This window comes from Clostridium massiliamazoniense (assembly GCF_001403635.1).
GTDB lineage: Bacteria > Bacillota > Clostridia > Clostridiales > Clostridiaceae > Sarcina > Sarcina massiliamazoniense.
The window spans coordinates 30,418-52,371 of record NZ_LN879466.1 but is presented as its reverse complement, the minus strand read 5'-3'; the positions used below and the strand labels follow the sequence as shown (position 1 = coordinate 52,371).

Annotated in this window: 19 protein-coding genes; 5 read left to right on the top strand and 14 right to left on the bottom strand. The window is 27.4% G+C overall.

Annotation, left to right across the window (positions count from 1 at the left end; translation table 11 throughout):
* The first annotated feature begins 215 nt into the window (after positions 1-215).
* From ARA19_RS01305 to ARA19_RS18170, 3 genes are all read left to right on the top strand, one after another.
* Positions 216-746 carry a recombinase family protein gene (locus ARA19_RS01305; RefSeq protein WP_055069154.1) on the top strand — a complete coding sequence of 177 codons (531 nt, stop codon included), beginning with the start codon at positions 216-218 and terminating at the stop codon, positions 744-746.
* Positions 747-772: 26 nt separating this feature from the next.
* Positions 773-1,027: a DUF4158 domain-containing protein gene (locus tag ARA19_RS01300; protein ID WP_055069153.1), complete on the top strand. Its 255-nt coding sequence runs from the start codon at positions 773-775 to the stop codon at positions 1,025-1,027.
* Positions 1,028-1,238: 211 nt separating this feature from the next.
* On the top strand, positions 1,239-2,372 hold the full coding sequence (locus ARA19_RS18170; RefSeq protein WP_055069152.1) for a Tn3 family transposase: 1,134 nt from the start codon (positions 1,239-1,241) through the stop codon (positions 2,370-2,372).
* Here ARA19_RS18170 and ARA19_RS01290 read toward each other — a convergent pair.
* The 10 genes from ARA19_RS01290 to ARA19_RS01250 form a co-directional block, all read right to left on the bottom strand.
* Complete coding sequence (locus ARA19_RS01290) at positions 2,314-3,120, bottom strand: reverse transcriptase domain-containing protein (RefSeq protein ID WP_055069151.1); 807 nt, start codon at positions 3,118-3,120, stop codon at positions 2,314-2,316. The two genes, ARA19_RS18170 and ARA19_RS01290, sit on opposite strands and share 59 nt — an antisense overlap.
* 640 nt (positions 3,121-3,760) lie before the next feature.
* Positions 3,761-5,317 carry an ABC-F family ATP-binding cassette domain-containing protein gene (locus ARA19_RS01285; RefSeq protein WP_055069150.1) on the bottom strand — a complete coding sequence of 519 codons (1,557 nt, stop codon included), beginning with the start codon at positions 5,315-5,317 and terminating at the stop codon, positions 3,761-3,763.
* 308 nt (positions 5,318-5,625) lie between these two features.
* Positions 5,626-5,772 (bottom strand): hypothetical protein, encoded by a 147-nt coding sequence (locus ARA19_RS17335; protein ID WP_157452207.1) that lies wholly within the window; start codon positions 5,770-5,772, stop codon positions 5,626-5,628.
* A gap of 658 nt (positions 5,773-6,430) precedes the next feature.
* Positions 6,431-6,799, bottom strand: a complete 369-nt coding sequence (locus tag ARA19_RS01280; RefSeq protein WP_055069149.1) for a MerR family transcriptional regulator — start codon at positions 6,797-6,799, stop codon at positions 6,431-6,433.
* Between the two features lie 34 nt (positions 6,800-6,833).
* Entirely contained in the window at positions 6,834-7,217 is a 384-nt protein-coding gene (locus ARA19_RS01275; RefSeq protein WP_055069148.1) for a MerR family transcriptional regulator, read from the bottom strand.
* Between the two features lie 196 nt (positions 7,218-7,413).
* On the bottom strand, positions 7,414-9,177 hold the full coding sequence (locus ARA19_RS01270) for a 1-deoxy-D-xylulose-5-phosphate synthase (RefSeq protein ID WP_055069147.1): 1,764 nt from the start codon (positions 9,175-9,177) through the stop codon (positions 7,414-7,416).
* A 338-nt stretch (positions 9,178-9,515) separates the two neighbouring features.
* Positions 9,516-10,085 (bottom strand): hypothetical protein, encoded by a 570-nt coding sequence (locus ARA19_RS01265; protein WP_055069146.1) that lies wholly within the window; start codon positions 10,083-10,085, stop codon positions 9,516-9,518.
* Positions 10,086-10,601: 516 nt separating this feature from the next.
* Positions 10,602-12,188, bottom strand: coding sequence for a hypothetical protein (locus ARA19_RS01260; protein ID WP_055069145.1), 1,587 nt, complete (start codon positions 12,186-12,188; stop codon positions 10,602-10,604).
* Between the two features lie 264 nt (positions 12,189-12,452).
* On the bottom strand, positions 12,453-14,000 hold the full coding sequence (locus tag ARA19_RS01255) for a DUF1002 domain-containing protein (protein ID WP_055069144.1): 1,548 nt from the start codon (positions 13,998-14,000) through the stop codon (positions 12,453-12,455).
* A gap of 220 nt (positions 14,001-14,220) precedes the next feature.
* On the bottom strand, positions 14,221-14,928 hold the full coding sequence (locus tag ARA19_RS01250; RefSeq protein ID WP_055069143.1) for a Crp/Fnr family transcriptional regulator: 708 nt from the start codon (positions 14,926-14,928) through the stop codon (positions 14,221-14,223).
* 184 nt (positions 14,929-15,112) lie between these two features.
* Between ARA19_RS01250 and ARA19_RS01245 the strand changes: the two genes are divergently transcribed.
* Both ARA19_RS01245 and ARA19_RS01240 read left to right on the top strand, forming a co-directional pair.
* Positions 15,113-16,765 (top strand): alpha-keto acid decarboxylase family protein, encoded by a 1,653-nt coding sequence (locus ARA19_RS01245; protein WP_055069142.1) that lies wholly within the window; start codon positions 15,113-15,115, stop codon positions 16,763-16,765.
* A gap of 250 nt (positions 16,766-17,015) precedes the next feature.
* Complete coding sequence (locus ARA19_RS01240) at positions 17,016-18,866, top strand: glycoside hydrolase family 18 protein (protein ID WP_055069141.1); 1,851 nt, start codon at positions 17,016-17,018, stop codon at positions 18,864-18,866.
* Positions 18,867-18,993: 127 nt separating this feature from the next.
* On the opposite strand, the gene ARA19_RS01235 is transcribed toward ARA19_RS01240, so the two are convergent.
* The 4 genes from ARA19_RS01235 to ARA19_RS01220 are packed head-to-tail and all read right to left on the bottom strand — an operon-like array spanning position 18,994 to position 21,951.
* On the bottom strand, positions 18,994-19,329 hold the full coding sequence (locus tag ARA19_RS01235) for an EamA family transporter (protein ID WP_055069140.1): 336 nt from the start codon (positions 19,327-19,329) through the stop codon (positions 18,994-18,996).
* On the bottom strand, positions 19,322-19,660 hold the full coding sequence (locus ARA19_RS01230; RefSeq protein ID WP_055069139.1) for an EamA family transporter: 339 nt from the start codon (positions 19,658-19,660) through the stop codon (positions 19,322-19,324). The genes ARA19_RS01235 and ARA19_RS01230 overlap by 8 nt, the downstream gene beginning before the upstream one ends.
* Before the next feature lie 10 nt (positions 19,661-19,670).
* Positions 19,671-20,306 (bottom strand): HAD family hydrolase, encoded by a 636-nt coding sequence (locus ARA19_RS01225; protein ID WP_055069138.1) that lies wholly within the window; start codon positions 20,304-20,306, stop codon positions 19,671-19,673.
* A gap of 43 nt (positions 20,307-20,349) precedes the next feature.
* Positions 20,350-21,951: a hypothetical protein gene (locus ARA19_RS01220; protein ID WP_055069137.1), complete on the bottom strand. Its 1,602-nt coding sequence runs from the start codon at positions 21,949-21,951 to the stop codon at positions 20,350-20,352.
* Positions 21,952-21,954: the final 3 nt, after the last annotated feature.

Here is a 21,954-nt window from a genome sequence, read left to right as displayed (position 1 = left end):
TTTAATACTAGAAAAAATATTTTATTATAATATTCAGTATATATCATATGAAAGTTTTCAGTATTACCTTTTTTTAATTGTACTAATACTTTATTTAAATTAATCATATATCCTCCTATATCAAAAAAATATTTTAACGATAAATTATTTTTAATATATCAGAATATTCTCAAATTCCCCCTTTGTTAATACAAATTTATAGATAGGAGTTTATTATGAAATTTGGATATGCAAGAGTTTCTACTATAGATCAAAATCTTGAAATACAAATTAATGCAATAGAAGAATATGGTGTAGATAAAATATTTTCAGACAAAGTTACAGGAAAAAATATGCATAGAAAAGAATTTATGAAATTATTTGATCAATTAAGAGCTGATGATACTCTTATTGTATATTCCCTTTCTAAGTTAGGGAGAAAAACAAAAGATTTAATTGAATTGATAGAAACGTTAAACAATAATAGTATTACTTTAATTTCACTTAAAGAAAAAATAGATACCAATTCTCCTATGGGAAGAGCTATGATTGGTATGATATCTATATTTTCAGAACTTGAAAGAGAATTAATTGCTGAAAGAGTACGTGAAGGAGTTAAAAATGCTAGAGTTAGGGGGAGATTGGGTGGTAGACCACGTTTGAATAGTGATTCTGTTAAAGAAGCTATTACTCTTTATCGTACAAATCAATATTCAATTAATGAAATTATAAAAAAAAACTGGTGTTTCAAAAACTACTTTATATAGAAGATTAAATGAATTTGAGGATGAAAATGACTACTAAAAAATATAGATTCCTTACAGAGAATGATAAGAAAAACCTTTTTAAATTAGAAACATCTAAAAAGTATATTACTGATAATTTTACACTTGAAGCTTATGAAATTAGATATATTAATAAGTTAAAAAAAGATAATTTAAAGTTTGGCTATGCAACACAATATCTTTTACTAAAAAATTTAGGATATAAATTACAAAAAAATATTCCAATAGAAATTTTAAATTATATTGGAGAACAATTAGAGTAGAATTTATGATAATATCTTAGTACAAATTGAGCATAAAGAAAAGTTAAATGATTTACTAGAAAATGTTAATGAAAGAGAGTCTAAATTTTCTCAGTTAAAAAATATTTCAATAAATATAAGTTCCTATGGTATAAAAGAAATTTTAGATAAAATAAAATATATTGATTCATTAAATTGTAACTGCAATCTTGATTTTATATCAACTAGTAGATTGAGTTGTTTTAAAAATGAAATTCAAAAATCAGATACATTTAGGATACAAAGACTTTCTAATGAAAATAAAAAATATGCGTATCTTATAATGTTTCTTTATTTTAGAAGAAAAGATTTTGTAGATATGGCAATTGAAATTAATTGTAATTATGCTCATAAAGTTTTAAAGCGTAATCATAAAAAAGCTTTAAAATACAATATGACAATTTTTAAAAACTATCAAATAAATTTTAATAAGTTGAAGAATCTACTAGATACTCTTATTGAAATAAATGATTTTGATGAGTTTAAAAAATATAAAAGTTCATTAATTAAATTAAAAGAAGAATGTGATTTTGAAGCTGACGAAATAGAAGACATTGATTTTTTAATAAAAAATAATAAAGGATTTAATTATATAAATGAATTATTAAAATATATTAAATTTAATAGTAATACTAAATTAGACCTCATTAAATTAATAAATAATTTTTCTAGTTATAAGCATAAAAAAAGGTTAAGTTTAGATATTTCTTTTTTTAATGGCTATTGGCAAAAATATATAAAGAAATATAACTATAGTAAAAAAATTATAGAAATTGCATTGATTTATACTATAAGAGACAATATACGTTCAGGTGATTTATTTGTAAAAGAAAGTGGAAAATATAATAGTTTAGATTATTATTTAGTAGAACCCTTTAAAGATTCAATGAATGATGAGACTATTCTTTTTTTACAAAATCTAAAAAATTCTTTTAATTCGCCACCCAAAGATATAGAGTTTAATTTAGATATAGAAAAAGATTCTAAAAGTTTGTTTATCACAAAAATATATAGTTATTTTCCTAAAATCACCATGACTGAAATGATTTATGAAGTAAATACATGGACAAATTTTTTAGATGCATTTAATGAAAATTTCTATTCAAGTATTTCACAAAAACAACAAGCTATTATTGCAACCTTACTAGCTAATGGCCATAATATAGGTTTTTCAAAGATGTCGTTATCGAGTTCTATACCAGAAACTATTTTAAGAAGAGTAAATGAATATTATTTTAATCACAATACTCTTTCAAAATCTCAGATTACTAACGACAGAATTTATGTCCTCTTTTTTCTAATTCCTTATCTAAATCATCTAACATAATATTAGATAATAAAGGGCTAAGCGGTCCACCTTGTGGTGTTCCTTCTTTGTTAGAAATTACGACTCCATTTATCATTATCCCAGACTGTAGATATTTTCTTATTAATTTTAAAGTTCTTTTATCCTTAATATCTTTTGAAAGTTTATACATTAAAATATCATGGTTTACTTTATCGAAGAATTTTTCTAAGTCTATATCTACAACCCATCTAAAACCTTCATCAATGAATCTTTCAGCTTGTTTAATAGCTTCTTTTGCCCTTCTTTGAGGACGGAAGCCAAAGCTATTTTCGGAAAATTTTCTATCATATATATTATTTAGTTCTTGTGCTATTGCCTGTTGGATAAGTCTATCCAAAACTGTTGGTATTCCTAGAAGTCTAGTTCCACCGTTTTGTTTCGGTATTTCAACTCTTCTTACTGGCATTGGTCTATACTCATTGTTAATTATATTCTGCTTAATCTGTAGCCAATGTGTTTTCAGAAATTGTTTAAGTTCATAAACTGTCATTCCGTCAACACCGTGACTACCTTTATTAGATATTACTCTGTTCATTGCTAAGAGCAAGTTTTCTCTTGATAATATTCTTTCCAATGAGCCATACTCAAATTCACCTGTTTCTCCTTTTGAAGTTGCCGAGAAATTTCTATGCACTCTTTGCTTATTTTCAAGCTCCACTTTATCTTCAGCACTAGAGCCTATATATTTAGTTTTCTGCAATCTTTGATTATTCTGCGAAACTTTCAAAATTTGAATCCTCCTTAAAGTTCAGTCCTTCGTCCGCTATCGCGATTAGCGGAGTTACTATGACTTCTGCTGACTTCTGATAATTCAGCTATATATCACTATATAGGTTATTGCTTTAGAAATTCATCTTTACTAGCAATGTATTTATCAGATCTCCCCGGGTAAGAACAATAACCTTCATCTCATATATCTGCTACATTTACTTCTAAGGTTTCGGGTAGTGTAGGACTTTGTTTTGTGCCGCAAACTCGTCCAACCTTAGCAAGCCTTATATGTAGTTTGTATTCCTCAGACCAAGACTTTGCCTCCGACTTCCTTCAGATTCCACCTCACGATGGACACCCTTGTCATTAGCTAGTGGTTCCCACTACCAAGCCCACAACGGACTTTCACCGTCAAGTTATTGCCCATGCCGGGCACACAGCTAGGAAAATGCTCTTAACGTTGTAAATTCGCATTTTCCTGACGTTACACCTATAATTACAGGCTATATTTATATGCTTAAAGTTATGAACTTAGTCTTCTTAGCTCACTAATACACTATTAAAACAAAATATAATCTAATTTGCCACTTATTAAACAAAACAGCTTAAACATTAGTGTTTAAGCTGTTCCTATTAACTGTCAAATTAAGTTGTCATTATATTATTTTTAATGTCCACTCTTCACAATTCCATATATCTGTAACTACATCTTTATAGAATTCAGGTTCGTGGCATACTAAAAGTATTGTTCCTTTATATTCTTTTAAAGCTCTTTTTAATTCATCTTTTGCTTCTACGTCTAAGTGGTTTGTAGGCTCGTCTAGGATTAGTATGTTAGTATCTCTATTTATTAGTTTACATAGTCTAACCTTTGCTTGTTCTCCTCCACTTAGGACTTGTACTGCACTTTCTATATGTTTTGTCATTAATCCACATTTAGCTAGTGCTGATCTTACTTCATACTGTGTATATGAAGGGAACTCTTCCCATATTTCATCTATACATGTTCTATAGTTTTCGTCTTTTATTTCTTGCTCGAAGTATCCTATTTGTTGATAGTCTCCTAGTTCTACTTCTCCACTTAATGGCTTGATTATTCCCATTAAGCTTTTTAGTAATGTAGTTTTTCCAAGTCCATTAGAACCAACTAGAGCTATTTTTTGACCTCTTTCCATTGTTAAGTTTAGAGGTTTTGTTAATGGTTCATTATATCCTATTACTAAATCCTTAGTTTCGAATATCATTTTTCCTGATGTTCTTCCATATCTAAAGTTGAACTCTGGTTTTGGTTTTTCTCCTGCAAGTTCAATTCTTTCCATTTTATCAAGTTTCTTTTGTCTTGATTTTGCCATTCCAGTTGTTGCAACCCTAGCTTTATTTCTAGCAACGAAATCTTCAAGTTTAGCTATTTCAGCTTGTTGTCTTTCATAAGCTGCTTCTAATTGTTTTTTATTAGCTTCATATATTCTCATGAAGTTATCGTAATCACCAACATATCTAGTTAATTCTCTATTTTCAACATGATAAATTAAGTTAATTACACTATTTAAGAATGGAATATCATGAGATATTAATATAAATGCATTATCATAATTTTGAAGGAATCTCTTTAACCATTCTATATGTTCTTCATCAAGATAGTTTGTAGGCTCATCTAGAAGAAGTATGTCTGGTGTTTCTAAAAGAAGTTTTGCTAAAAGTACTTTAGTTCTTTGTCCACCACTTAAATCTGTTACATCTTTTTCAAGACCAACATCTTTAAGCCCAAGTCCTCCTGCAACTTCTTCAACCTTAGGGTCAATTACATAGAATCCATTATTATCTAGGGTATCTTGAATAACAGCTGTTCTTTCTAAAGCTTTATTCATTTCATCCTCTGACATTTCTCCCATTCTTCCATAAAGCTCATTCATTTCCTCTTCCATATCGAAAAGATATTTAAATGCACTTCTTAATACATCTCTTATAGTTTGTCCTTTAACAAGTTCAGCATGTTGATCCATATAACCAACTCTTACCTTATTACTCCAAGTTATTTTACCTTCATCAGGCATTAACTTTCCTGTTATTATGTTCATAAAAGTTGATTTACCTTCACCATTGGCCCCTATTAATCCAACATGTTCACCTTTTAATAATCTAAAAGACACATCTTCAAAAATAGCTCTATCTCCAAAACCATGACTCATGTTTTGTACATGTAAAACGCTCATTCAACATCCTCCATTTATGTATACTTTTATATATAATTAGTAACTAAATAAGTTACTAATATTAAATTCTATTTCTTATATTCAGAATCTTATTATATATGATTTTAATATCTTTTAAAACTTAATTTTATTATATTAAAAGGAAATTTTTACACATTATTTATTAATGAAATAAACTTAACTTCACTTTAATTTATAAATACTTTTAAAGGATAAAAATAAAGCAAGCTTTCATAGAAAACTAGCCCTATAATAAAATCATATAATTACTTACCAAACAAAAAGCTTTCAGTTACTTTTTAATTCTTCTAAAAACTTAGGAAGCATTTACCTATAAATAATATAATTAATGATAAAATACTTACCCCTATAATATTAAGCCATGACATAGTTGTTATTCTACGTCTTCTCATTTTTTCCTTATAGGCTACAGATTTTCTACTTTTTGTAGGCATAATTTTCACCACCTTTTATTATTGCACAAATTAATTATATCCTAATTATCCCCTTAAATCTATTGTTTAGGTTAATTTAACAAGGAAAAATCAATACAATTTTTTAATAATAACACTTATTAAAATCTAATACACTATAAATTTAATAATATATTAAATCTCAACTTCTTGAAAGTTTATCTGAGTTAATTCGTGGTAAAATAATGTAAAAGACATTTTATTTATTATTCTAAAGAAAGGATTGATTACTATGATAAAAATCCATGAAAACACAATAGATTATATCAATGAACTTCTTAAAAATTCTCAAAGTAAATCCATTAGAATCCTTGGAAAAAAAGGCTGCTGAAGTGGCATTGACTGGGAATTTGTTCTGGATGAACAAAAAGAAGATGATGTTGTTTTTGAAGATAAAGGAATTAAAATATTAGTTGAACCTAGATTTGCTAAACTTTTTTCAGATGCAACTATAGAACTTAAAACTACCTTTTTCGGAAAAAAACTTGTTATAAAATAAAACTTAATTTATATTACTTTGTGAACTTATATAACTAGATAAAAGACAGAGAGGATGTATACGTAATTTGACACATCCTCTTACTTTTTAACCAACTATGTAACTTACCATCAATTATCACAGCTTATTTACATAGAAACTCTAACATTTCTTTTTATCTAGTGATATTTTTTTATAATTATCTATTTTTCTATCTAATCGTTCTATTGTACTTTTTATTTCTTCAAACTTTTCCATTAATATATTACGTTGCTCAATTAATAATTCTCTTCTTGCTTCAACAGTTTCTTCTCCCTTTTGATATAAAGCAACATATTCTATTATTGCTTCTATAGGAAGTCCAGCACTTCTCATACACTTAGCAAATTGAACCCAATTACAATCTCCTTCTGTATAATCTCTAATTCCACTTTTATTACGATTTACTCTTGGTATTAAGCCTACACGTTCATAATAACGAAGTGTATCAGCTGAAAGTCCATATTTTTCACTTACCTCTTTAATTGTCATAAAACTCCTCCTAAATCTATAAAGCTATCCTATTTTATTCTTTTGGTGTTAATTTTTTTTCATATGTAAGTATATGATCTTCATACCTATCAATTTTATGTTTTAGATACCTAAGGGTTTCTTGCATTTCCTCAACCTTTTTCTCAAGTTGTTCATATTGATCAACTAATATTTGTTTTCTTACTTCTTTAGTGTTTCCACCTTGCATAAATAAGGATACATATTCAACCATTGCTTCTACAGAAACTCCTGCATTACGCATAACTTTAGCAAAATAAACCCAGTTACAATCATATTCTGTATAATCCCTATATCCACTCTTATTCCTAGTCACTGGAGGAATTAAGCCAATTCGCTCATAATAACGCAATGTATCTGGGGTAATATTATACTTTTTACTAACTTCAGTAATATTCATTTTATCCTCCTTGGAAATTTATTAACTTAAACATATTATATACCTTTGAGTTAACTCCAAAGCAAGGAAAATAAATCAAAAAAGTAAATGAACCATACCATAAAGATATAGTTCATTTTTATCTAATTAAAGCCTAGTTTCTGACCTAAAAACTATTTTTCTTCAATTTCTACACTACTTTATTTCAATCAACATTCTATTTAAGAGCTTTTTTTATGTCTTCTATGATTAAATCTTCTGTTAAATGATAACGTTCATTTAATTCAGCCATTGGTACTCTATCTGTGAATTCTTTAGTTGCACCAAAGTTTAATGTTTTCATATTTTTATCTCCATAGAATCTTGATATTTTTTCGCCAAAGCCTCCATCAAGAATTCCATCTTCTAATGTTATAACTAATTTATGATTATCTAATAATTCAGTTAACATGTCTTTGTCTATTCCACTGATAAATCTAGGATTTATTAATGTAGCATTTATTCCTGTTGCTTCTTTTAATTTTTCTTGTACTTTTTCTCCAAGACTAAAGAAAGCTCCAAGTCCTATTATAGCAACTTCACTTCCATCTATTACTTTTTCATAAGTATTTAGCTTAAAGTCAGCTTTAACAGCTTTATTAGTTGAAATTACAGCATGAGCTGGAACACGTATTGCTACTGGATGTTTATCTTGCTCTAATCCCCATTCAACCATAGCAATATATTCTTCCTTGCTAGTAGGAGCTACATATACTATGTTTGGAATGTTAGATATTAATGGAATATCAAATATTCCTAAGTGTGTTACATCACGATTATCACCTATACCTGCATTGTGAACCATAACTAAAGCTGGGTTATTATTCATAGCAAGGTCTTGAGATAATTGGTCATATGTTCTTTGTATAAATGTACTTGCTATTCCTACTACAGGTTTAGCCCCTTGTGATGCTATTCCTGAAGCTAGTGCTATTGCATGTTCTTCAGCTATACCAACATCTATAAATTGGTCTTTAAATTTATTTCTAAATGCCCCTAAACCAACAAAAGGTGCTGTAGCAGCTGATATAGCTACAATACTTTTATCGTCTTTTGCTTTTTCACATAAAAGGTTACCTAATATGCTTGCATAAGTTTCATTTCCGCTAGGTTTAACTAAAGATTCTCCAGTTTCTACGTTAAATGGAGCTACATAGTGGAAGCTTTCTTTATTTTCTTCAGCTTTTTTATATCCATTACCTTTAATTGTGTGTATATGAACTACTACAGGATGATCTATATCTTTAACCTTTGCAAAAGTTTCAATTAATGCATCAACATTGTTTCCTTCTTTAACGAAGTGATATTCAAATCCTAATGATTTAAAGAAGTTATCTTCTGCTTTACCATTAGTTTCACGAAGCAATGCTAAATTTTTATAAAGACCACCGTAGTTTTCAGATATAGACATATCATTATCATTTACTACTATAATTATATTTTTACCTGATGCAGAAGCATTGTTTAAACCTTCGTAAGCTTCTCCTCCACTTAAAGATCCATCTCCTATTATTGCTATAATATTTTCTTTAGCTCCTTTTGTATCACGAGCTTTAGCAAGTCCACAAGCTAAACTTACAGAAGTTGATGTATGTCCAATTTTGAAGAAGTCATGTTCACTTTCATCTTGTGAAGTATAACCTGTAATACTATTGTATTCATCAGGATTAATGAAAGCATTTTTTCTTCCTGTTAAAATTTTATGTGGATATGATTGGTGAGAAACATCCCAAACCATTTTATCTATTGGTGAATTAAATACATAGTGTAAAGCTATAGTGGCTTCTACCATACCTAAATTAGGCCCAAAATGTCCTCCCACTTTACTTACTTTATCTATAATAATATTTCTAACTTCATCTGCTAATACTTTTAATTCATCCCTATTAAGACTTTTTAAATCTTTAGGACTATTAACTTTATTTAATATTTTTAATTCCATACTGAATCCTCCTAAATTTATATTTAAAAACTTATATTTTTCTTTTATTTGCTTAATAACTAATAAAATTAAATATTTATTAGCTATTCTAAATAATTGGAAATTTTTAAAGGTTTAAAGAAATTAAGTTTCTTATCTCCTAGTATATTACTTGGAGTAAACTCCAAGTCAAGTCAAATCTCTATTTTTTATTAAATAGATAATTTTGACTAAAATTTAGCTAGAATCCAACCTCTATCCCAATTAAGCTTCAGTTTATTAAATTTATAAAAATAAGAGTACCTCTATATAAAATATTTTTCTTTTAGAGATACTCCTTTAATTTAATTTTTTTAAGCCTATTTTTTAAATTCCATAGTAACTGGTACTGCCTTTCCTGTTGGAAAATACTCATAAGTCCCTGTAGCTTTTTCATTATTAAATGATAATTTATAAATACCTATAGGGTCACCATTATAAGATTCTTCTATAGTACACTTATTTTTATCATCACTTATTATTTTTAAATCAAGAATTTCCTTTGGATAATTATTATAATATTCAGTAGCTATAATATTTCCATCAATCTTTTTACATTTATCTAATACCATTGTTACTTCATATTTATTGTTTATTATTCCCTCTAATTTATTATTGCTTAAAAATGGTTGTAAATTATTATAACTCAAATTTTGTATTTCTACCTTTAATTTTAATTCCTGTTGTTGTTCTTCTTTATTTATCCTATAATTGCTATTTTCTAACTTACTTAAATTACTTTGAGCTTTTTTTAATTGATTTTTACTAATATTAGTTTCTATTGTTTTTATCCTACCATTAATTAGAATATTTTCTTTTAAGCTATAAATAGATATTCCTAAAACTGAAATTATAATTAATACCCCAATTCCAATCATTATCTTTTTCATTAATTACTCTCCATTAATAATAGCTTCAAACTTTCATAAGTTAAGACTTAATTCAGATAAAATTTCTTAAGACTATATTATTTTTTGAATTAATATAACAAACTAACTCTAATTATAAATATTAACTATTATTACGAAAAATTTCAAATCCTCTCTTTTATCCTTTTAATAATTAATATTTTATATATTTTAATTTTCTGTTAAACTTTTTTGACTTTAATGTGAATTCCATATTTAAAAAGATATTCACTTCTACTTTCTTTAAATCATCATTGTAATCAATTTCTATTTATATAATTATTGTATTGTAGATAATAATTCTCACTCTCTTTAACCTCAAAATTCTTAACCTATAACTATTTACTATAAATACTATCTAAAAAAAGGCTTTATCAAATTAACACCTTAATTTATATTACTTATAAATATATTTTTTCATCTGCCGAGACAGCTATATAGCTAGATAAAAGGTAGAGAGGATATATCTATAATTTGATACATCCCCTCTTCTCTGAATTATTCAATTATCTCATAATTTATTTTATATTCCTTTGCTTTATTTATAAAAGAATTTCCAAATACATTAGCTTTTATTTTTAGGTTTTCACTAAATATATATTTCTTTAAATCATTTGAACGATATACCTTTCCTCCTACTGACATAACCCCAATTAAGAAACAGTTTATTACCATTAAAATAAATAATCCCTTTCCTACTCTTCTTAAATTTTTATTATTATCGGCAGAAAAGAAAAATGCAACTAAAATTGGTATTGCCCAGAGGTATGGAACATATCTAGCCCACCAAAAATCTCCACCATAAACCATTGCAAAAGCAACTGCTCCTAGTGTTATTACTGAACTTACTACTAATTTTTTATTATTACATCTCATTAACAAATATAATAAACCTATAAAAGATATAGGTAAAAATATAAGAGAATACACTCCAAATCCTCTTACTCTAGGGTCTGTCACTGAATAGTAATATAAAACATATTGGTCTATTTTAAAGGCTTCTAATATATTCTTTGGAGCTTCCCCCTTCGGATTAGCTAATGATGGCAATCCTATAAGTGCTTTAGTTGCTTGTACAAAGGAGTTATCATATCTAAAATCCTCTGGCGTATTACTTGTCATTATATCAACCTTATTTTTTCCTGCTAAAGGATATAAAGGATGTCCATTTGTAATAGTATTGGTTACATATGGGTTAAATCCTATTATAATTACTGAAAATATAAATCCACTTAATAAAAAGCCTATTAGCTTTATATTATAGCTTTTCTTATTATATATAAAATTCATTACTAGGAAACCAAATAATATTACCATTGCATAAGCAAGACCTGTAAACTTTATGTTTATTAAAAATACAGCCACATTAATTAAAGTAAAATATTTAAAGAAAAATAAATCTCTATAGAAGAATATTAGAAAAAGATTTATTATTAGAATTATTATATATATTCCTAGTAAAGAATCTACATAATAACTAAATATTTGACTTAATATCACTGGGTTGCAAGCTAACATTATCGCTGCAAAACATGATAGTTTTCTTTTATTTTTTGTTATTAAATTAAACACACCATAACTTAACATAAAAAGTATTATAGGCATTAATGTTGTAAGAATTTTTGCACTTTCTATTCTACCTGTTAACTTATAAAGAGCTGCTGCAAAAATTGCTGCTGCCTTTGTATAATGCATAACCCATATATTAATATTTTCTCTATATTGATAGAATGGATTCCATCCCTCATAAAGTTTTATTACAGTATCTTGATGATAACTTAAAGAATCATAACTTGTATCCCATATGAAATTATTTACTAATGCTAAAATACCTACTAAAGCAAAAAAGCTTACCAATATTATAATAAAAAACTTCCATCCTAAATTTTCATTATCCTTATCTAAAATAAATTTAGATATAACCATAGTTATTATAGGAAATACTATAAAATTCAATTTGGTTATAGGAATTTTGAAAATAAATAAAATACAGCTACCTATAAATATGCTTCCTATGAAACTTAAAAATAAAAAGGATATTGTAATAAGCATATAAGACAACTTATTGTTTTCTATTCTTTCCAAGAATTTGTCCCCCTTAACTTTATATTCTATTTAATCTAAGTAGATATTATATCACCTCTTACTATTTTTTCCTATTGATTATTTTTTAAATTTTTTCTAATTGATAAATTAAGATTTAATTCAAATAGAATTTTGACTCTAGCTAAATTTTAATTAACATTATCTAAGGATGTATGTTTATATCCTCATTAAATTTTAGTTTATTGTAAAAAAATATAGAGGTCTGAATTATACCTCTATATTTTATAAATTAATCTTAATTGATTAATTAACTGTATTAGTAACTTGTCCATTAGGGTTTACTGTTGTAGTTGACCCTCCTGTTGTTGTAGTTACTGTTCCATTAGGTCCTACTGTTGTATTTACACCATTTTTATTTTCATTTCCTGTACTTTGATTATTTTTATTTTCTTGACTTTGAGTATTATTTCCTTTTGAAGTAGTTGAACCTTCTGTTGTACCTTGTGAGTTATTGTCTTGGTTGGCTTCTGTTCCTTGGCTACTTCCTTGGTTACTTGTTCCATTAGCTGTAGTACTTTCATTATTTGATGTATTTTCAGTGTTTGTATTTCCTGTTGTTCCATTAGTACTTGCACTATTATTTCCACTGTTATTAGTGCTATTGCTATTTGAGTTATTTGTACTATTTTCATTATTATTTTTATTACCACCATCAAATAATGAACATATATCATGCCATACATCTTTAAACCAATTTCCTATTTTAGTGAAGAATCCTTCATTTTTAAGTTTATTATACTCATCTGAAATAGCTTTACTTACGTTACTGAAATCTTTCTTTCCATTATTTATAGAATTTTGTATAGCATTTAATGTACTATTAACCTTATTTGCATTTAAATTTAAATCCTTTATTTGAACCATTAGGTTAGTTAATTCTTGTTTTTGCGCTTCACTTAAAGTAACTCCATTATTGTTAGTTACGTTATTTACTATGTTTATAACTTGAGTAAGGTTTTGAGGTTTTTGGTCTACAACATCCTTTTTAGCTTGAGTTACAACTTGTTCTGCTTTTTGTTGACCAATAGATTGACCTAAACTAGTTGTTACATTAACCTCATCATTAGCTACCTTTTTATTAGCTTCTGGTATAGTAGTTCCTGTTACATCTTGGAATCCTTGAAGTATCCCTGCTAAAGCAGCTTGTCCTGTTACTGGATAAGGTGCATTTGCAACTATACTAGCATCTGTTATTCCACAAGTAACTAAAGCACTAGCAAGCATATCTCCTGTAACTTGAGTTAAATTATTTGTTGATACTGATATACCACTACCTGCTGGAAGTAATGTTACCTTAGTTGAACTTATTGATTGTGAAGTTGGACTTATATGTGTAGTTGATAATCCAAGTTCCACAGCTATATCATAGTTAGTTGTACTAACAAATTTAACTCCCTTTTCATTAGTTGTTACACCAAAGTCCTTTAACATTTGTTCTCTTTGAGGATAAGTTAAGTTTGCCCCTAAAGTTACAATAATTTGCCCTGGCTTGTATCCTGGTTGTGAACTAGCAGGAGTTTTTGTTTGATTTACCTTGTTATTATCTCCTGTATTATTGTTGCTTCCTGTATTACTATTTTCAGTACTACTTGAATTAGCTCCATTATTTACTGTATTGTTAACTGTTGTATTATTATTTCCACCATTATTATTTACTGTTGTACTTATTGATCCACCATCTAGTAATCTTACATTTTCAATCTTACTACCAGTATTATCAATAGAAGGTAAAGTACCCATAGCACCAGTTAATGCTACTGCTATTATAGCTACTAATCTTTTGTTTTTCATAATTTTATCTCCATTTCACTCTTTGATTTTTACTTTGAAAAAATCTCAATTTCATGTAATAAACTTAATCATATCTTCCTTATTATAGACACTAATTACATCTATGTCTATTATTTCTAATATTACACTTTTATTATTAAAAATCAATATCTAAAAGTTTACTAAATTATTTCATGTATTATCATATAAAATCTTAATGCTTACAATATTTTTGTTTTAATTAAAAATAACAAATACTTTCTTTACAAAATTTACATCCAAGTCTTTTCTTAACAATATCAATATCTTTTATTACAATTACTCCATTTTCTCTAGATATCATTCCTTGTTTTTTTAATCTTACAATGGCTCTACATACTGTTTCTTCAGAGCACCCTATACATTTCGCAATATTTTTATTTAATATTTTATGCATAAGACCATTTTTCTCATTAATAGTATCTCCATAAGTATTATATATCCTTACTGCTAATGACAAAATTGCATCTTCTATGTTCAAGAATTGAATATCTCTCATTTGGAAAAATTGCTTTTGATAAAAAGAAACATAATATTCAACTAATTTTTCTGAGAGATCTTTATTTTTTAATATTTTTTCTTTTACTGTTTTTTCAGATATAAAGTAAATTTCTGAATCCTCCGATACTTCTATAATAAACATATCATCTAAAAATTCATAATTCATATTTTTACTAAATAATTCTCCAATTATAAAAGAAACATATTCTCTATAACATCCAAATAAAATTTCTTTACCACCTTCCATCATATGACTATATCTTATTAATCCTTTTTTTAAAATTAATATTTTTTCATTCTTTAAATAATCTTTTCCTAAATAAGTACCTTTCTTTATATTTAACTTTTTATCTGCGTATTTCAAAATTTCTTCTGTAAATGTTCTTCTAAATTCTAAAAAATTTCTCATAAGTAAAAAACCTTCCTATCTTTATTAAAATAAAACTCTTCTTATTTTACACCAATATAAATTTTCTTTAAAAGATAATAATTCATTTTAAAAAATTGACTTTTATCAATGTTTTAAAAATTTTTTTAGGTTACAATAAAAGTATATTATTTCTTAAAAACTTATGATGAAAGAAGGTCTTAATATGAAAACAACTATAGGACAATATCTTCTAGATAGGCTTAAAGCCTATGATATAGAACACATTTTTGGAGTTCCAGGAGATTACAATCTTGGATTTCTTGATTTTATTGAAGATGATAAAGATCTTCAATGGATAGGAAATTGTAATGAACTCAATGCTGCCTATGCAGTTGATGGCTACGGAAGAATAAGACCAATGAGTGCATTAGTGACTACTTTTGGAGTTGGTGAATTAAGTGCAATAAATGGTATTGCTGGTTCTTATGCCGAAAGTGTACCAGTTGTAAAAATAGTTGGTATGCCATCTAGAAATGTTTCTGAAAACAAAAAATTAGTTCATCACACTCTAGGTGATGGAGAATTTCTTAAGTTTTATAATATGTACAAGGAAATAACAGTTGCTCAAACTATACTAAATAAACAAAATGCCAAAGAAGAAATTGATAGAGTTTTAAGAGAATGTTATCTACAAAAGAAACCAGTATATATTGGTATTCCTGTAGATGTACCTAATATAGAAATAGAAGTATCAGCTTCAATAGATTATAAACCAGAAAGTGATAAGAAAATATTAAATAAATTTATAGATGATGTAAAAAAAGAATTAGAAAAATCAAAATCACAAACTGTACTTGCTGACTATGAAGTTAATAGGTATAAGCTAAATAAGGAACTTCAAGATTTTATAGAAAAGTCAAATTTACCTATTGCTTCACTATCTATGGGAAAAGGTGTTTTCAATGAAAATCATAAAAACTTTATTGGAATGTACAATGGTATCTTAAGTGATGACACTGTAACTTCTGTTATAAAAAATTCTGATTGTATATTGTTAATTGGTGTTAAACTAACTGATTCCATCACTGCTGGTTTCAATTATATACACAAGGATTGTTCAATATCAACTATTGAAATTCATCCCCTTTACAGTAAAATAGGTAAAAAAATCTACAATGATATTCTAATGGAAGATGTTTTAAAAGAATTAGCTAATAATATAAAATTTAATGGAAACATAAAACATGATGATAAAGATATAAAAAGCACTGATTTATCAGGAAAGCTTACTCAAAGTAACTTCTTTAATGTTATAGAAAAAAATCTTATTCCTAAAGATGTTCTTATTGCTGAACAAGGAACTTCATTCTTTGGATCTGAAGCAATAAAGTTACCTGAAAATGTAACTTTTGTAGGCCAACCTCTTTGGGGTTCTATAGGTTATACTTTTGGTTCTTTATTAGGTACATGTTTAGCTGACCAAAATAGAAGAAACATTTTACTTATTGGTGATGGTTCATTACAGCTTACAGCTCAAGAATTATCAACTATGCTTAGAGAAGACTTAAATCCTATTATAATAGTTATTAACAATGATGGTTATACAGTTGAAAGATATATACATGGACCAAAAAGAAAGTACAATGATATAAATATGTGGAATTACACTCAACTATTAGATGTATTTGATGTAACCCTTCATAGAGAGAGTCTTAAATTTAAAGCTTCTACAGTTGAAGAATTAAACAAAGCTTTATCAACTTCTAGAAAAAATTCATCAAAACTTTCATTAATAGAAGTTTCCATGGATAAAAATGATGCACCTATAGCTTTAAAAGAAATGGGTAAACTATTCTCTAGTCAAAATAATTATTAAAGTACAAAAAAGAACTATTTCTAAATAAACAATCCCTTATGAAGTAAAAAATTAAAAATTAAATAACTACGGTTTGATCACGATATTCCAACGAGATCAAACCTATTAATTTATAATTTTTAGTATGAAATACTATAATATAAAATTTTTTGTTGTATAATTCAAATTTATAAAAGGAAATTTAAGGTATATATAGAATATATTAACTATAGACACTTTATTAAATATTTTATTTCTAGGGGGTATAACTATGGCAAAAAGAGCTTTAAAAAAATTAAGAAATAGGACAATTGCTACTTTTACTTTAGCTACTATACTTTTAGGTACTTCAGTATATACTTTTACTCAAAATACTAAAGTTAATGCAGCAGAACAAAGTATAACACAAGGTAAGCGTAATGTTATGTATTATGGAGATTGGTCTATCTGGGGTGGGCAAGGAAATTTTTATCCTAAAGATATACCAGCTGACCAATTAACTCATTTAAATTTTGCCTTTTTAGATTTTGATGCTAATGGAAATTTAAAGTTTACTGATAAAGATGCTGCTATAGGTGCTCCAGTCGGAGAAGAAGGAGTTCAATGGGGTGGTCCAAATGCAGGTATATTATCAGCTTTTCAAGAATTAAGAGCTAAAAATCCAAACTTAAAAATTGGAATTTCTATTGGTGGTTGGTCTAAATCTGGTGATTTTTCTGAAGTTGCTGCTGATTCAACAAAACGTGCTAAACTTGTCGAAAACGTTTTGAAGTTTATAGAATATACTAATATGGATTTTGTTGATTTAGATTGGGAATATCCTGCTGAAAAAAGAGACCCAGATAAAGTAGATAATCAAAATGACGAAGGAACTCCTAACGCTAAACCTGAAGATAAAGAAAATTATATAAAACTATTAGAAGATTTCAGAAGCGCTCTTGATAAAAAAGGAAAAGAGTTAGGTAAAGAATATGAATTATCAGTTGCCTTACCTGCTCCTAAATCTAAACTTGATTCTGGAATAGATATTGAAAAATTATTTAATGTTGTTGACTTTGCTAATATAATGACCTATGACATGAGAGGAGCATGGGATGAAGTTAGTGGACATCAAACTGGATTATATACAAATCCTAATGACCCTACTAAAGATAATGGTCTATCTGTAGATGAAAGTGTAAATTACTTAATAAGTAAAGGAGCAAAAGCTGATAAAATAGTAATTGGTGCTGCTTACTACACCAGAGGTTGGGACAAAGTTTCTTCTGGTACTGATAATAAATACCCTGGATTATTTGGAGAAGCAGAAATTTCTGCTAAAGATGCAGATCAAACACCTACTAGAGGTGCTGTTAATGAAGCTGCACTTAAAGTTGGAGAAGGCGGTCGTCGTGGTGGTGTATGGTCATATAGAAGCTTAGATAAGCTTAAAGAATTATATCCAAATATAAAAGAATATTGGGATGATTACGCTAAAGCACCTTACTTATATGATGAAACTACTGGTGTATTCTTTACCTATGATAATGTAGAATCTATAAAAGAAAAAACTAACTATGTTAATCAAAAAGGTCTTGGTGGAGTTATTGGATGGATGGCTTCACAAGATGCTGAAAGTAATTCAAATTCAGCTAAAAGAGATGAACTTACTAATGCAACTAAAAAAGGATTATTTGGAGAAAGTAAATTACCAGCTAATGAAATTGTATATTCTGAATTAGATGTTGATGTTGAAATAAAGCCAGTAAAACAAGAATGGGGCACAGGCGGAGGATATGAAATAACTATTAAAAATAACGAAAAATTAGAAGAATCTGATGAGGTTTTAAAAGAAGTTGAACGTTCAGGAGAAACAATTAAAACTCCAAAATTATATATAAAAACTAATCAAAAACTTACTGCTGGAGATCATATGGCTGGACAAGTAACTTATGAAAATGGTTATGTTGTTGTTGATATAAAAGGCTCATGGGAAGGTAAAAATATAGAACCAGGCCAAAGCTATAAATTTATGTTATCTGCATCAGAAGCTCCTGAAGATATATCAGCCATAGAATCTATCGAAATAGTTCAACGTATGAATGAAAAAGGCACAGAGATAGGTAGACAACGAATTTATTAGTCTTTTTAATATTAAACAACTAATTTTTCTCTTTTACTCTAGTATAAAAATAAATTTGTTTAATCTTCTTATTTAAAATAAAACAACTTCTTCTTGTAATAATATAAAACAAGAAGAAGTTGTTTCTTTATTTCATTGCTATAAAAGCTGAACCTACTATTATTAAAATAACTCCTATGATTTTCTTTGGTGTTATTTTTTCTCCTAAAGTTACTCTAGCTATTATTATTGTCCAAATATAAGTTAAAGCTGTTAATGGCAATACTATATTATATGGTAAAAACTTAAGAGCAATTATATTTAAAACTGCTGCTGTTACATAGAATATTCCTCCAAGATAAATTCTCCAATTGATGAATAATGAAAGTATTCCATCTAACGTCTCTGTACCTTTTTTGAAGAAGAATGCCCCTAGTGCTCCAAAAAAGGTCATGAATGGAAATAACCAATATACACTACTCATTATCTTCCCCCCTTGCTATAAATATAACACCTAGAATTATTATACCTATTCCTATTAGTTGCTTCACTGAGATTACTTCTCCTAAGAAAAAGTATCCATTTATAAGAGCAAAGATATATCCTATACACATTATAGGATGTAATATTGATAATTTACCAAATTTAAATGCCACTATTAATGATAATGCTCCACATCCATATAAAATAAAACCTAATATTAATAACCAAAGTCCCTTATCTACTCCAATTTTCCAAAATAATTGTCCAAAAGAAGTACATAAAGCTGATACCACTACTAATCCTATACCTTTTATTAAACTATTACTATTCAAAACTAATCTCCTATTTCCATCTTAAAATTTCATAGTCTTCATGATTTTTCTTATAGTTGATTAGATAAGCCTTTTTTGCTAAATCAAACATAGGCTTGTCTGATAAAGAATCTGAATAAGCAACAGAATTCTCTTTATCTATCTCTATGCCATTTTCAGATAAATATTTTTTTATTCTTTCTACCTTTTCAACGCCTTTGCAGTTTTCCCCTTCAATGACATTAGTGTAAAAATTATCTTTAGCCTTTAGCCTTGTTCCTATAACAACATCCACAAAATCTTCTTCCTCAAAACATTTCAAATAACATTCTGGTGATGCTGATATAAGCATAGTCATATATCCTTCTGCCTTTAATCTTTTTATTTCCTTAAGGGCATCTTGAAACATTCTAATTTTTATAACATTATGATAAAAATCAATTAAATCTTTATCATTTAAATGGTTTATTGTATAAAACATACTTTCTTTGGCTTTTTTTGTATTCATTAATCCTACCTTATGGCAACAAAGATCTATAAAAAGCTTTGGTAACCTCCCTTTCGCTTTAGGGTATTTACCAAGAGTATATTTTAATAGTAGGAACATGGAATCTCCCTCTATTAAAGTCTTATCCACATCAAAAAATGCTATTTTTCTCTTTTCCATAAATTTCACTCCCTTATATAACTAAGAGTTAAAAATATTCTAATTAAGATTTTAGTTTATAACTAAGATGAAACTCTCTCGCCTTATTTATAAATGATGGTGTAAAGTTATTTTCTGTTATAATTAAAGGCTTACTAAATATGTAATTCTTTAATTGATTTGAACGTTGCACCTTAAAGTATATTGCTCCAGGAAGTATAATAGCTGAATTTATAAACATTAGTAATAAGAAACACATTCCTATTACCTTTACTATTTTGCTTTTTCTTAAATACATAAAGAATCCCACTGAAAGAGGTAATGCCCAGAGAAATGGAACATATCTTGCCCACCAGAAAGAACCTCCAGCTATGGTTACTGCCGAAACCAGTATTACCGTCACTAAACTTCCCAACATCATTTTCCTATCTTTATTAGTTATCAATAAATAAAGCGCTCCTATAAATGATAATGGTATAAAGATAATTGAATATACACCAAAACCTCTTACCCTAGCATCTGTTGTAGAATAATAGTTTAAAGTTGCTCCATTTACACCAAACATTTCTCCAAATGATGTTGCTGGTGCTCCTTTAAAGTTCTTTGGATTTGGGAAAGCTATCATTGAGTCATATTCCTGTTTAAACTCTCCAGCATATCTATAATCTAATGGTGTATTATTTGTCATTATATTTATTTTTCCTTTACCAGCTAAAGGATATAAAGGGTTTCCATCATTAATTGTATTTGTTACGTATGGATTAAATCCTAGAATGATTACTGAAAAAATTAATCCACATATTAAAAATATAATTAACTTAACATTATATGATTTCTTATTATATATAAAACTAAGTATTAAGAAACCAAATAATATTGCCCCTGCATAAGCAAGTCCAGTAAATTTTATATTTATTAAAAATACAGCAATATTTATTAATGCAAAATATTTAAAGAAAAATAAGTCATCAAAGAATAATATAAGATATAAGTTTATTAGTAATACAAGAACATATACTCCTAAACTTGAATCTACATAATAACTAAATGACTGACCTATTATTACTGGATTTAATACTGATATTATTGCTGCAAATATTGATAATCCCTTTCTATTTTTAGAAAGTAAATTAAATGCTCCAAAACTTAAAATTCCTAAAATAATAGGTAATAACATTGTTAATACCTTTGCGGCTTCGATTCTTCCTGTTATTTTATATAGAGCTGCTGCAAATATTGCTGGTGCCTTTGCATAGTGCATTACCCATAAATTTATCTTTTGATTAGTTGAATCATAAAATGGATTCCATCCTTTATAAAGATCTATTACATTTTCTTGATGATATGCTAAAGAATCATAACTTGAATCCCATACTAAATTATTTATTACCGCTAAAATAGCTACTAGAACAAAGAATCCTATTAAAGTTAAAATTAAAAACTTCCAACTTACGTTCTTTTCATCCTTATTTAAAACAAATTTCCCTATAATCATAGTTATTATAGGGAAAATCACAAAGCTTACACCATTAACAGGAACTTTTATGTAAAATAAAAGCGCACTTCCTATGAATATACTTCCTATAAAAGCTAAAAACATAAATGATATTAAAATAGAATAATAAGAAGCCTTATTATCTTCTATTTTATTTAATCTTTGGTACATAAC